This is a genomic window from Nonomuraea sp. GTA35 (genome assembly GCF_041950525.1).
Taxonomy (GTDB): Bacteria; Actinomycetota; Actinomycetes; order Streptosporangiales; family Streptosporangiaceae; genus Nonomuraea.
This window is the reverse complement of sequence record NZ_JBGNUV010000009.1, coordinates 405,472-419,036: the sequence shown is the minus strand read 5'-3', so window position 1 is coordinate 419,036 and position 13,565 is coordinate 405,472. Positions and strand designations below refer to the sequence as shown.

The following is a 13,565-nucleotide window of genomic DNA, read 5'->3' as shown; positions in this document are numbered from 1 at the left end:
CGGCATCGGATCACTCGCCCACGATTCGCTTCAGCACGCTCATGAACAGCGGCGCCAGGACGGCCAGGGCGTAGCCGAAGGCCGCCGCCTTCAACGCGCCCTTGGCCTTCTGAATCTCTCCAGGGTCACCGCCTGCGATCAGATAGCGAAGCCCGCCGATGGTCAGCATGAGCGTTGCCAGCGTGGCAAGCATCCCGATCAGCCAGTTCCGCAGGTTGGTGAAGACGGTGTTCAGATTGGCGGGAGCGGCAGCGACGAGATCAGCGGCCAGAGCCCTGGTTGCCACCACGGCAACCAGGAGAGCGGCGACTGCCGCTGCGGCAAGGAGCGAGGCGGCAAGGCCGCACGGGCAGCGCTTCCTCTGCCGACGTGGCTGCCCTGCTTGCCGCCGCTTGGCCCGGCCGGCAACGGATGGGTGGTTAGGGGAGATCCGCGCGGAGCCAGGGATAGTGTCCCCGCCTCCTTTGCTGTCGGTTGCTGGGTCTGCATCCGGAGTTGCCTGACTCCGCGCGGAATCTGTGGGCGCGGCCCCTGGAGGTGGGGACGCGGAGTTACCGGCCCGCTGGCACAACTCGTGCAGCAGGGCCATGTCCTGGGAGGACGGTTTATGGGTGGGGTCCGAAGGGCGTAGGGGTGAGGGCTCCAGCCGGGTCAGGCTGATGAGATCGGCCTCGTGCTCGCTGAGGACGCCGTCGGCGATGGCGTCGATCAACACCAGCTCGGGGTGATACCAGGGACGCAGTGCCGCAGGCGGGTCACCCGCCGGAGCGCGGTCGACGAGGTAGCGGCGAGCGCGCTCTCCCGACCAGAGTGCTGCTTCGCACAGGCGCGGACGGATGTCCGTGAGCTGCGTGTCTACGCGGTGCAACCCCCGCAGGAAGCCCGCCAGGACCGCGATGTCGACGTCCACCGGATCTCCGCAGGGCAGCTCGCGGGTCAATGAGAGCGCGATCCGGCGCAGCTGGGGCATCGCCATGCCGACGGCCGCGACTGTCCAGGACGGCCCGGAACGGCGCGCCCGCGTGACGAGCTCCCGCCAGACGGCATCCCGTGCGTCATCGGTGATCTCACGGCTGGTGAGCAGCTCTCGGAGCTTCAGCAGCGCGATCGAGCCTCGGGGCAGACCTGGTGCGAGGGCAGTGCAGTCCAGGGCCAGGCTTCCCGGGCCGATGGTCAGCAGCCGGAACGAGGTTTCCGCAGTGTCCAAGGGCGATTCAGCAGGGCGACGAGCGCTCATGTGGTACTCCGGTCGAGATGAATCTCTGTGGTCTCGAAACCGGTCTACGCAGCCCCTCAGAAGCGGCTGAGAAACGCGATGGGCGTCCGCTCAGAAATTCGTCAGAATCTCGCCTTTCTGAGCGACTCGCGAATCCGATAAGTCGGCATTCCGGATCTTCGTACTCAGGCTTCTGAGTAGATTCTGAGCCTGCTGCTTGCCTGGTCAGCAGCCGCTCAGGCCCAATGTGGCCCTGGGTGGCACGCATCCGGAAACGTGTCCCGACAACAACGATGGAGAATTTCAATGAGATTCACGCGAACGACTGCCAGGCCGTCTCAACCTGCCTGCGGAGCCAGCAGCTGACGGTTTCGCCGGTCGCAACACAGACCGCACGGGCATTCACCGCCTGGACGCATCGCGACCTCAATCCGCCAACCCAGGCCGAAATCGTCCTCGGCGCCTTCACCGGAAACGGAACTCTGGTCGGCGTCGTGTTCGCCAGCGGCTCGGAGCACGGAGACGAGGCCACGGCTGAGGTCGTCTGCCTGTCCACCGACGGGACGCCCAGCGCAGACCGCGCGCTGCTCGGCGCTGTCTGGTGGGCGGCTCAGGTCAAGGGCTACCGGCTGATGTCGGTCGGCGCCCACCTGCGCACAGCCGGCTCCCAACGCGGAGGCGGCGGCGCGCCGGGGACGTTGTGGGTGGCCCGGACGATCGGGGGCTGCCGATGACCGAATTGAGGCAGCCGTACTGGAGCGACGGACAGGCCGCCGTCTACCACGGCGACGCGAGGCAGGTGCTCTCGGAGATGCCCGCTGGTTCGGCCGACTGCATCGTCACCAGCCCTCCCTACTGGGGGCTGCGGCACTACTGCGACGGCCAGTACGGCCAGGAACCCACGATCTGGGCGTACGTGGACACCCTGCGGGCCACCTTCGCCGAGGCTCGCAGGGTCCTGGCGGACGACGGCACCTGCTGGCTCAACCTGGGAGACGTCTACGCCGCCAACTCCGACGGCTGCGCCCGCGGCGCGACGTTCAACCCGCGTCAGCCCCTCGTTCGGCCCAAGGCCCGCCAGTCGGTACCGCCGAAGAACCTGCTCGGCATGCCCTGGCGAGTCGCCTTCGCCCTCCAGGACGACGGCTGGATCCTGCGCAACGCGATCATCTGGCACAAACCCAACGCGATGCCGCAGTCCATCCGAGACCGCCTCTCCAACCGCTATGAGCTGATCTTCCTACTGGTCAAGCAGCGGCACTACTGGTTCGACCTGGACCCGATCCGTGAGCCCTACACCGGAGACCGCCCGATCACCAGGAGGGCCCGCTCGGGCGGCAACAAACCGAACAGCATCTCCACCGCCTGGCCACCACCCGGCAAGTACGGGGACGGGACGGCAAGCCCTCGCCACGGAGCGGCAATGTGCCCCACGGGGAGACGGCATGCCGCCGCCCATCCGGATGGCAGGAACCCCGGGGATGTCTGGTCGATCTCCACCCGCCCGCTACGGGCGGCACACTTCGCCGCCTTCCCGATCGATATCCCGATCAAGGCCATTGCCGCCGGTTGCCGCCCTGGTGGCATGGTCCTGGACCCCTTCATGGGCAGCGGCACGACGGGCATTGCCGCCCGGCAACTCGGCCGCGCCTTCTCCGGCGTGGAGCTCAACGCCGACTACTGCGAGCTGGCCCGTGCCCGTCTCGTCGAGGAGGCAGGGGGCCAGGGTGTCTGACCGGCCACAAAGGGCCTGCTCGGGGCCTCCGCAACGAAGCCCTGAGGCGTACCCTGCAGGGCCCGAGGGCCCACAGGAGCTAGTCGATCTCCAGTTGCCGGATCGGCCGCCTCCGTTGACTCCGAGGGCCGCGAGGGCACTTCTGCGGCTGCTGATCAAGGCTCGCGCGGCCGAGTGAGTGACTTGTGCGCCAGCGCCCGAGGTGGACGCTGGCGCACACCCACAGAGAGAAAGGAATTCACTAGAGTATGAAATTGGCTTTCTGGGGCCGGTGCTCGACCGAGGATCGACAAGATCCCGAGGCGTCCCGCGCATGGCAGATGAGCAGGGCGAAGGCACTGATCGAGCCGCGCGGCGGCGTGATCGTCGTCGAGTACTTCGACATAGACAAGTCCCGATCGATCCCGCCCGCCCGCAGACCCAAGGCCAGCGTCTTGCTGGCAGACCTGGGCAACCCTGACCGTGGTTTCGACGCGGTCGTGGTGGGCGAACCGCAGCGGGCGTTCTACGGGAATCAGTTCGGGCTGACCTTCCCGCTGTTCGAGCACTACGACGTCCCGCTCTGGGTGCCCGAGGTCGGCGGGCCGATCGATCCCGCCAACGAGGCACACGAGTTGATCATGTCCATGTTCGGCGGGATCAGTAAGGGCGAGCGAAACCGGATCAAGATCCGCGTGAGATCGTCCATGGCTGCCCTCGCTCAGGTGGAGGGACGGTTCCTCGGAGGCCGCCCACCCTACGGATATCGCCTCAAGGATCTTGGACCACACCCCAACCCGACGAAGGCGTTCGACGGCAAGCGGCTCCACGGACTCGAACCAGACCCCTACACGTACCTGGTGGTAGTGAGGATCTTCGCCGAGTTCATCGCCGGAAAGGGTCTCTACGCCATCGCTGAAGGACTCACGAGCGATGGAATCCCGTGCCCCTCCGCCTACGATCCTGGCCGGAATCGCCACCGCAACACGCTGGCCTGGGGGAAGAGCGCCGTACGCGTCATCCTCACCAACCCGCGCTACACCGGTCGCCAGGTCTGGAACAAGCAGCGGAAGGACGAGGTCCTCATCGACGTGCAGGACGTCGCCCTCGGGCACATGACGAAGCAGCGCTGGAACCCGCGAGACAAGTGGATCTCGTCCGACCAGCTCACCCACGAGCCGCTGGTCAGCACCGAGGACTTCGAGCAGGCACAGGCGATCCTGGCCAGCCGCGGACGAGGCCCGGCCGTCCACAAGCCTCACCCGACCCGCCGCCCCTACGCCCTGCGGGGCGTGCTCTTCTGCGGCTACTGCAAGCGCCGGATGCAGGGCAACTGGAACAACGACCAGGCCTACTACCGCTGCCGGTACCCGGCCGAGTACGCCATGGTGAACAACGTCGACCACCCCAAGGTGGTCTACCTCCGCGAGATCGACCTGCTCGGCCAGCTCGACGCCTGGCTGGCCCGCGTGTTCGAACCCGGCCGGCGTGAGCAGACGATCAGGACTCTCGCCGAATACGGCCAGGACGCCTGTACGCCGGACAGCGCCTTGGAGACGGCTCGCTCGAAAGTCGCCGAGTGTGATCGAAAACTCGCTCAGCACCGGGCGGCGCTCGAAGCGGGAGCCGATCCGGGGGTCGTCACCCAATGGATCGCCGAGACTCAGACGCAGCGCGTGGCCGCCCAAGCTCAGCTACGGGAAGCGAGCGGGACGCGGCGGATGAGCAGGAAGGAGATCGACGCCCTAGTGACGTCCCTCGGGGATCTCGTGGGCGTCATCAGGAACGCCGACGCGAACGACAAGGCCGACATCTACTCACAGATAGGACTCAAGTTGACCTACCGACCCCAGAAACAACTAGTGGAGGCCCGGGTTGAACCCGACCTCCACATGTGCAAAAGGTTTGTGTCCGAGGGGGGACTTGAACCCCCATGCCCATCACTGGGCACTAGCACCTCAAGCTAGCGCGTCTGCCTATTCCGCCACCCGGACTTGGTGCCTGCACGCGAGACCGTCATCCCGCGTCGGCTCAGTAAGGTTAGCAAACTCTGAGGAGTGCGTCATACCAAGAATCGGTACCCCGGCAGAGAGATGTCTCATCGCCTACGGATAGGGCGGTCCAGGGCTCTGGATGGGGGTCTCGTGGGGGCCGGTGCGGCGGGATGTGGGGGTTGGGGTTGGTTCGCGGGCGGGGGAGTTGGTGAATTCCTGGGACTCAGGTGAAAAGCCCTTGCGACAACCTTGAGTGCTGCTACGGTTACGGACCGTTGAGGGGTGAGTCCACGGACCGGCCTCACGACGTGAGGCCGGTTCTGGAGCTCGGGAGGGCATGTGACGCGCGTGGCGGTGCAGCGGCTGAGGGCGATGGCCCGTGCTGCGTGCCGCCCGCGCGTGACTGTCCAGGCTGTCCCGGCTCCGGGCCCGACCACCGAGCTGGGTGACCGGATGGCGCGGTTCGCGGCCGGTGCCCGGCGGGTCGTCGTGCGGGCAGTCGCGATTGGCGCCCTGGTGGCCGCCGGGTGGCTGCTTGCTCTCGTGTTCGGCATGCTCACCGCCGCTCCGGCGGCCGCGGACTCCACCGCGGCGACAGGGGCGGCCGAGAGCTCCGACGCGACCCCGGCGGCCGGCAGCGTGGCCGCGCAGCACGGGCTCACCGCTCCCGTTCGTGTCTCGGCGTCGGACAACGCCGAGGCCATGGCCGGGCGTACGGTCGACGGTCTCAACAGCCAGCGGGACCCTGGCCTGCCCGCACCTTCCTCCGCCGGGAAGATCCTGGACACCGATGGTCTGGTGCCCAACGGCGGCGGCAGTGGTCCCTTCGGCCCTGCGACCGGGGATGCCGTGAGGTCCGGTTTCGACCCACGGCTCCAGGCCGGCCGTGCCCCCGTGGCGCGCCTGCTTCCCCCCGTCGTCCGCACAGCGGCGGACGACCCCTCCTTCTCACCTGACTGATCCCCGCACCTGGACGCCGGCTCGAATCAGGCCGGCCGGGGCGACGACGGCCCGGAGCGCTCGCTGAAGGCGACGCCTCAGTGAGCCCGGAGTTCAGCGTCAAGGCGCCGACGGTCCTGGTTCCCGGCAGTCCGAAATTTCACGGTAGAGCGGCGGAGTGTGGCATGAATCCCTCCGCCCGCGGGTGAAACACGTCAGTTCCCGTTCCACCGGTTCGCGCATCCCGAGACCCGCTGTGCACGTGCTCGACGCGTGCCCTCGGGCTGCCCGCGAACCCGTTCAGGTAATCCCCCCAAGAACCACTAGGAGCATTCATCATGCGTACGTGGGCGAAGGCATCGAGCCCCGCGGCCCTGCTGGCCGTGGCCGTCATGTCGTTCGGAGCCGGCGGCACCGCGCTGGCCGACACCTCGGGCAACGGGTCCGTCGGCGGCGGCAACCAGGTCGACCTGCCGATCTCCGTGCCGATCGACATCAGCGGCAACTCCGCCGCCGCGATCGGCAAGTCGGAGGCCACCTCCCAGGGCGGCGCCGAGGTCGTCGACCAGAGCCGTCCCGGCATCCCCAACGACACCTCGGGCAACGGCTCCGTCGGCGGCGGCAACCAGGTGAACGCGCCGATCAGCGTCCCCGTCAACGCCTGTGGCAACGCCGTCTCCCTGATCGGCAAGTCCGACGCGGGCTGCAAGGGCGGGGCCACGGTCCGCACCCAGGGCAGGGGCGGCGCGGGCGGCAACCGGACCTCGGGCAACGGCAGCGTGCTCGGCGGCAACCAGATCACCGCGCCCATCTCGGCCCCGATCAACGCCTGCGGCAACGCGCTGGCGATCTTCGGTGACGCGACGGCCGGCTGCACCGGCGGCGCCACCGTCAACAACACCGGGCGGGGCGCGGGCGGCAACCGTACGTCGGGCAACGGCAGCGTGCTCGGCGGGAACCAGATCGTCGCGCCCATCTCCGCGCCGATCAACATCTGCGGCAACTCGATCGCGGTGGTCGGGCGGGCCTTCTCCGGCTGCCGCGGCGGCTCGACCGTCACCAACAACGGCGGCCCGGGCCAGCGCTACCAGACCCGGCACATGGCCGCGGGCTCGACGGGCAACGACACCGACGGGCGGTTCGGGGCCGGCAGCGGCAACCAGGTGGTCGCCCCGATCAGCCTGCCGGTCGACGTCTGCGGCAACGCCGTGGGGAACGCCTCCGCCGGGTGCAAGGGCGGCTCGAAGGTCGAGCACTCGGGCTCCGGCGGCAACCGCACCTCGGGCGCGGGCGGCGTGCTGAGCGGCAACCAGGCGGTGGCCCCGGTCAGCGCCCCGATCGACGTGTGCGGCAACGCCGCGGCCGTGCTCGGCCACGCGTTCGCCGGATGCAAGGGCGGCGCCACCGTGCAGAAGTCCGGCAGGAACGCGGGCGGCAACCGCACGTCGGGCGCCGGTGGCGTGCTGAGCGGCAACCAGGCCGTCGCGCCGATCGCGGCGCCGATCAACGTCTGCGGCAACGCGGCCGCGGTGCTCGGCCTGTCCGAGGCCCGCTGCAGGGGCGGGGCGGGCGTCTGGGCGCACCACGGCGTCGGCGGGGGCGGTAACCGTACCTCGGGCGCCGGCGGGGTGCTGAGCGGCAACCAGGCGGTCGCGCCGATCGCGGCGCCGATCAACGTCTGCGGCAACGCCGCGGCCGTCCTGGGCGACGCCGCCGCCGGCTGCCTCGGTGGCTCGAACGTCGGCAGGCCCGGGCCCGGGCGTCCCGACGGGTTCGAGCGCTTCGCCCGCGCCAACAGCAAGGTCGCGGCGGCCAAGGGCGGCATGCTGCCCATCACGCCCTCCCTGCCGGTGCTGGGCGGCGCCCAGGAGGTCGGCGGCAAGGTGGCCGGGGTCACCCACCAGGTCCAGGGGCTCGGCAGCGCGACCGAGCTGACCAAGCAGGTCCCGGGCGTGAGCACCGTCACCAAGCAGGTGGAGGGCTACGGCAACGTGGCCGAGGTCACCAAGCAGGTCGAGGGTGTGGGGAACGTCACCGGCCAGCTCCCCGTCGTCGAGGACGCCTCCAGGACGCTCGGCCTCCCGGCGCTGCCCGAACTGCCCGGCCTGCCCCTGAGCCCCGAGAAGCCGAAGCGCACCGCGGTGTCCGCCCCGGTCGACGGCAAGGGCCGCGCCACCTCCTCGCGCTCGTCCTCCCCGCTGGCCCCGGCCACCGCGCTGGTCGCCTCCACCCCGGCCGGCGGCGCCGTGGCCTCGGCCACCCGCAGCCTGCCCGTTCCGGACGTCGGCCTGATGAGCGCCGAGCAGCCCGCGGGCGTGACCGGCATGAACGCGAGCTCGCTGCTCGCGCTGCTGGTCGGCTCGATGCTCGCCGCCTCGGCGACGATGTTCGCCACGGCTCGCCGGTTCCGGTTCGGCCGGAAGTAAGGAATTCAGCGCATACGTAACACGATGCGGCTACCGCTCACAGCCCGTGAGTAGTCCGCCATAGACGCTTTGCCCGTTCCGGGGGCGCGGCCCGGGGCGGGCAAAGCCATGTCCGGGTTCAAAGGGTGCGGCGTACTCGCATGATCTTCCTGCGCAGGCGTACGTGACGGCTGCCGTCGGGGTGCACGCGGACCCGCGCGAGCTCCCACTGCCCGTACTCTGCGTGTTCGGTGAGCAGTTGACGTGCTGCTTCGCGAGTGAGATCGCGTGGAATGAAGATATCCATGTAGGAGTAGTCGAGCACAACGATTAGTCTCCAGGGTGAGTCAGGGCGCCATGCCGCTCGATGGGCCTTATTCTGCGTGCTTGTGGGTGGACCCGGAAGCGAGTGGGTAGCCCGGGGGAAGGAAATTTCCGCGAGTCGGGTTACCTTTCAGTCTGTGCCGACTCCCGGCAGGGGGATTTGCAAGCGAACAGCGAGGTAGGAAGCAGCGTGCCAGCCAAGAACGGCAGCGCCGGCGGAACACGCCTGGTGATCGTCGAGTCGCCGGCCAAGGCGAAGACCATCGCCGGGTACCTCGGGCGCGGCTACATCGTCGAATCGAGCATCGGCCACATCCGCGACCTGCCGGAGAGGGCCGACGACATCCCCGAGAAGTTCAAGGGAGCCCCATGGGCCCGCCTCGGGGTGAACGTCGAGAGTGGGTTCGAGCCGCTGTACGTCGTCAACCACGACAAGCGCTCGCAGGTCGCCAAGCTGCGGCAGCTGCTCAAGGACGCCGACGAGCTCTATCTGGCCACTGACGAGGACCGCGAGGGCGAGGCCATCGCCTGGCACCTGCGCGAGGTGCTCAAGCCCAAGGTGCCCGTGCACCGCATGGTGTTCCACGAGATCACCCCGCAGGCGATCAGGGACGCCGTGGCCAACCCGCGCGACCTCAACCTCCGCCTGGTCGACGCCCAGGAGACGCGGCGCATCCTCGACCGGCTCTACGGCTACGAGGTCAGCCCCGTCCTGTGGAAGAAGGTCAAGCCGAAGCTGTCGGCCGGCCGGGTGCAGTCGGTGGCGACGCGGCTGGTGGTGGAGCGCGAGCGGGAGCGCATCGCGTTCACGGCCGCCCACTACTGGGACCTGCAGGCGCTGTTCGACACGAACAAGCCGGAGGAGCGCCCGCGCGACTTCACCGCCACCCTGACCGTGGTCGACGGCAAGCGGGTGGCGCAGGGGCGCGACTTCGCCAGCACGGGGCAGCTCAAGAGCGGCGCCGACGTGCTGCACCTGTCGGAGGCCGCCGCGGGCGAGCTGGCCGGGCGGTTGCAGGGGGTCTCGTTCGCGGTCAAGTCCGTGGAGCGCAAGCCGTACACGCGCAAGCCGTACGCGCCGTTCCGGACGACCACGCTGCAGCAGGAGGCCAGCCGGAAGCTGGGGTTCTCCGCCAAGTACACGATGCAGGTCGCGCAGCGGCTCTACGAGAACGGGTTCATCACCTACATGCGTACCGACAGCATCACGCTGTCGGAGACGGCGGTGGCGGCCGCGCGGTCGCAGGCCATCAAGCTGTACGGCGCCTCGTACGTGCCGGACAAGCCCCGCGTCTACGCCAGCAAGGTGAAGAGCGCGCAGGAGGCGCACGAGGCGATCAGGCCGTCGGGCGAGGAGTTCCGCACGCCGGGCGAGACCGGGCTGTCGGGCGACATGTTCCGGCTGTACGAGCTGATCTGGCAGCGCACCGTGTCCTCGCAGATGAAGGACGCGGTCGGCGAGTCGGTCACCGTGAAGGTGGGCGGCAGGTCGGCGGCCGGCGAGGACGTCGAGTTCAGCGCGTCCGGGCGGACGATCACGTTCTACGGGTTCCTGAAGGCGTACGTGGAGGGGGCCGACGATCCCGCCACCGACCGCGACGACTCCGAGAAGCGGCTGCCGAACCTGGCGGAGGGCGACGCGCTCAGCGTGACGCGGCTCGACGTGGCCGGTCACTCGACCAAGCCGTCCGCGCGTTACACCGAGGCGTCGCTGGTCAAGGAGCTGGAGGATCGGGAGATCGGGCGGCCTTCGACGTACGCCTCGATCATCGGCACCATCCTCGACCGCGGTTACGTGTTCAAGAAGGGCACGGCGCTGGTGCCGTCGTTCCTGGCGTTCGCCGTGGTCAACCTGCTGGAGCAGCATTTCGGGAACCTGGTCGACTACGACTTCACGGCCGAGATGGAGAAGGTGCTCGACGACATCGCCAACGACCGGGCGGAGCGGGTGCCCGAGCTGCAGCGCTTCTACTACGGGGCCGACGGCGACGAGGGCCTGAAGGAGATGGTCACCGACCTGGGTGACATCGACGCCAAGGAGATCAGCTCGTTCCCGGTCAAGGGCACGGACATCGTGCTGCGGGTCGGGCGGTACGGGCCGTACCTCGACAGGGACGGCGCGCGGGTCAACGTGCCCGAGGACATGACGCCCGACGAGCTGACGGCGGAGAAGGCCGAGGAGCTGTTCTCGCGGCCGACCGGCGACCGGCAGCTCGGGCACGACCCGGTGACCGGGCACATGATCGTGGCCAAGGACGGGCGGTACGGGCCGTACGTGACGGAGGTCCTGCCCGAGCCGGCGGCCGACGAGGAGGCTCCGAAGCGGCGTACGAAGAAGGCCGACGCGCCGAAGCCGCGGACGAGCTCGCTGTTCAAGTCCATGTCGCTGGACACGATCACGCTGGACGACGCGCTCAGGCTGCTGTCGATCCCGCGGGTGGTGGGCGAGCTGGAGGGCGAGGAGGTCGTCGCCCACAACGGGAAGTTCGGGCCGTACCTGAAGAAGGGCACCGACTCCCGGTCGCTGGCCACGGAGGACGATCTGCTGACGGTCACGATCGAGCAGGCCAAGGATCTGTTCGCGCAGCCCAAGCAGCGCGGGCGGGGCCGGGCCGCGGCCGCGGCGCCGCTGCGCGAGCTGGGCGACGACCCCAACTCCAAGAAGCCCGTCGTGGTCAAGGAGGGGCGGTTCGGGCCGTACGTGACCGACGGCGAGACGAACGCGTCGCTGCGCAAGGGCGACACGGTCGAGGACATCACGATCGAGCGGGCGGCGGAGCTGCTGGCCGAGCGGCGTGAGCGGGCGCCCGCGCCCAAGAAGGCCACCACGAAGAGCACCACGAAGAGCACCACGAGGAAGGCGCCCGCGAAGAAGGCTCCGGCGAAGAAGCCCGCGACGAAGTCGTAGGGTGCCCGTGTCGCAGGGTGCCCGCTTCGTAGGGGTGCCCATGTCGCAGGGTGTCCGTGATCACGCCGTGAACTGGGACGCATGCGCTGTTTCCGGGTTTTCCGGAAGTAGCATCGAGGTGTGTTCGTCCTGATCTTCGTGGCGCTGGTGTTGCTGGCGCACTGGTACCTGTGGCATCGGCTGGTGCGTCGCACGACCCGCCCGGGGCGGCTGCGCAAGACGCTGACCTGGAGTCTGGTCGCGCTGCTCGCGGTGCTCGTGACGACCTTCGTGGGCACGAGGATGGGGCTGGAGAGCTGGGTGGCCTGGCCGGGCTACATCTGGCTGGCGGTGATGTTCTACCTGGTCGTCATCCTCGTGGTGCTGGAGGTGCCGAGGGCGGTGGCGGCGGCGTTCCTGCGCCGGGCCGAGCGGCGGGAACGGGCGGCCGAGCCGGAGCCCGAGCCGGAGCCGGTCGCCGTGCCGGTGGGCGCGGCGGCGCCCGTCGAGGCGGCGCCCCCGGCGGAGGCGCCGCCTCGGCCCGCGGAGAGCCCCGCCATGAGCAGGCGGCTCTTCCTCGGGCGGACCACCGCCGCCATCGCCGGGGTGAGCGCGCTGGGCACGGTCGGGTACGGCATGTCGAGCGCGCTGGGCGACCCGGTGATCGAGCCGGTCAGGGTCACGCTGCCGAAGCTGGACCCGCGGCTGAGCGGCCTGCGGTTCGCCGTGGTGAGCGACATCCACCTGGGGCCGCTCACGGGCATCGGGCACACCGAGCGGATCGTCCGGATGATCAACGGGCTCGAGGCCGACGTGGTGGCGATCGTGGGCGATCTGGTGGACGGGACGGTGGCCCAGCTCGGGGCGCTGGCGCGGCCGCTGCGGAACCTCGAGTCCCGCTACGGGGCCTATTTCGTGACCGGTAACCACGAGTACTTCACGGCCGAGGGCCCCGGCGAGTGGATCGAGGAGCTGAAGGAGCTCGGCGTACGTTCCCTGCGGAACGAGCGCGTGGAGATCAGCCATCAGGGCGCCGTGCTCGACCTGGCGGGCGTGAACGACATCGGCGGCGCCGCCGGCGGCGACGGCCCGGACTTCGGCAAGGCGCTCGGCGGGCGCGACACCGGCCGCTCCACGGTGCTGCTTGCGCACCAGCCGATCCAGGTGGACCAGGCCGCCGAGCACGGCGTCGACCTGCAGCTCTCCGGGCACACGCACGGCGGGCAGATCGCGCCGTTCAACCTGGTGGTGGGGCTGCAGCAGCCGGTGGTGTCGGGGCTGGCCACGGTGGGCGGCACGCAGGTGTACGTGACCAGGGGCGCGGGCTTCTGGGGGCCTCCGGTGCGCGTCGGGGCGCCGCCCGAGATCACCATGCTGGAATTGCGTGCCTGACTTCCGGTAATCCGGTGGTCACGCGATGCCATGATGGCGTAGAGTATCCGCCCGGATACTTTGCGGAGGTGGTTCGTGGTCTCGTCGCCTGTGGAGCGGGTGCTGGGCCAGGAGGTCGCCCTCTGGGCCAGGCGCGGCGGGCTGCTGTTCAGGCAGGCCAGGCATGCCGCGAGCCTCAACCAGAAGGCGCTGGCCAGCGTGAGCGGCACGTCGCGCACGACGTTGTCGGCCTACGAGCACGGCAGGAAGTCGCCGACGCTGGAGACCGCGGGGCGCATCCTCGACGCGGCCGGGTTCAGGCTGGTGCTGGAGGCCAAGGTCGAGTGCGCGGCCCACACGTGCGCTGACGGGCGGGCGTTCCACGTGCCCAGCCGGCTGCGGCGGCTGCCGGTGGCGGCGGCGCTGGGCGCGCTGCGGCTCGGCGGGCGGGTCTACGACCTGTCCGACCGCGACGAGCGGCGGGCGGCCTACACCGCGTTGCTGTGCGGGGGCGGGCCTGGTGAGGTGCTCGGTCACGTCGACGGCGTGCTGCTCATCGACCTGTGGGACGAGCTGGTCCTTCCCGACGAGATCAGGGGCGCGTGGCAACCATTGGTGGAAGAGGCGCGGCAAGAGTCCGGAGTTATGAATTGATGATGTTTTTGTGGGCCTATTCGAGGTGTGTAACCTGCGCTTGGGGTCGTACACGTAATAC

9 protein-coding genes, 1 tRNA gene and 1 pseudogene are annotated in these 13,565 nt (G+C 69.5%); 8 read left to right on the top strand and 3 right to left on the bottom strand.

Annotated features, from left to right (window positions below; genetic code table 11):
• Positions 1-10: 10 nt before the first annotated feature.
• Positions 11-1,237 (bottom strand): pilin, encoded by a 1,227-nt coding sequence (locus ACBJ32_RS36300; protein ID WP_375130579.1) that lies wholly within the window; start codon positions 1,235-1,237, stop codon positions 11-13.
• Between the two features lie 236 nt (positions 1,238-1,473).
• Here ACBJ32_RS36300 and ACBJ32_RS36295 point away from each other — a divergent pair, with 236 nt between their 5' ends.
• From ACBJ32_RS36295 to ACBJ32_RS36285, 3 genes and pseudogenes are all read left to right on the top strand, one after another.
• Entirely contained in the window at positions 1,474-1,950 is a 477-nt protein-coding gene (locus tag ACBJ32_RS36295) for a hypothetical protein (protein ID WP_375130578.1), read from the top strand.
• Positions 1,947-2,951: a DNA-methyltransferase gene (locus tag ACBJ32_RS36290; RefSeq protein WP_375130577.1), complete on the top strand. Its 1,005-nt coding sequence runs from the start codon at positions 1,947-1,949 to the stop codon at positions 2,949-2,951. The genes ACBJ32_RS36295 and ACBJ32_RS36290 overlap by 4 nt, the downstream gene beginning before the upstream one ends.
• A gap of 248 nt (positions 2,952-3,199) precedes the next feature.
• Positions 3,200-4,267 (top strand): annotated as a pseudogene (locus ACBJ32_RS36285) (recombinase family protein); the annotation flags it as partial.
• A gap of 571 nt (positions 4,268-4,838) precedes the next feature.
• Here the strand turns inward: ACBJ32_RS36285 and ACBJ32_RS36280 are convergent.
• Positions 4,839-4,924, bottom strand: a tRNA-Leu gene (locus tag ACBJ32_RS36280).
• Between the two features lie 399 nt (positions 4,925-5,323).
• On the opposite strand from ACBJ32_RS36280, the gene ACBJ32_RS36275 reads away from it, so the two are divergent.
• Positions 5,324-5,884 (top strand): hypothetical protein, encoded by a 561-nt coding sequence (locus tag ACBJ32_RS36275; protein WP_357880973.1) that lies wholly within the window; start codon positions 5,324-5,326, stop codon positions 5,882-5,884.
• 317 nt (positions 5,885-6,201) lie between these two features.
• On the top strand, positions 6,202-8,289 hold the full coding sequence (locus ACBJ32_RS36270; protein WP_375130576.1) for a chaplin family protein: 2,088 nt from the start codon (positions 6,202-6,204) through the stop codon (positions 8,287-8,289).
• A 118-nt stretch (positions 8,290-8,407) separates the two neighbouring features.
• Here the strand turns inward: ACBJ32_RS36270 and ACBJ32_RS36265 are convergent, their stop codons facing one another.
• Positions 8,408-8,575 carry a DUF5703 family protein gene (locus ACBJ32_RS36265; RefSeq protein WP_236667176.1) on the bottom strand — a complete coding sequence of 56 codons (168 nt, stop codon included), beginning with the start codon at positions 8,573-8,575 and terminating at the stop codon, positions 8,408-8,410.
• 207 nt (positions 8,576-8,782) lie between these two features.
• Between ACBJ32_RS36265 and topA the strand changes: the two genes are divergently transcribed.
• From topA to ACBJ32_RS36250, 3 genes are all read left to right on the top strand, one after another.
• Positions 8,783-11,500, top strand: coding sequence for a type I DNA topoisomerase (topA, locus tag ACBJ32_RS36260; RefSeq protein ID WP_375130575.1), 2,718 nt, complete (start codon positions 8,783-8,785; stop codon positions 11,498-11,500).
• Positions 11,501-11,620: 120 nt separating this feature from the next.
• Positions 11,621-12,871 carry a metallophosphoesterase gene (locus ACBJ32_RS36255; RefSeq protein WP_375130574.1) on the top strand — a complete coding sequence of 417 codons (1,251 nt, stop codon included), beginning with the start codon at positions 11,621-11,623 and terminating at the stop codon, positions 12,869-12,871.
• A 75-nt stretch (positions 12,872-12,946) separates the two neighbouring features.
• On the top strand, positions 12,947-13,504 hold the full coding sequence (locus ACBJ32_RS36250) for a helix-turn-helix transcriptional regulator (RefSeq protein WP_357880984.1): 558 nt from the start codon (positions 12,947-12,949) through the stop codon (positions 13,502-13,504).
• Positions 13,505-13,565 lie beyond the last annotated feature (61 nt).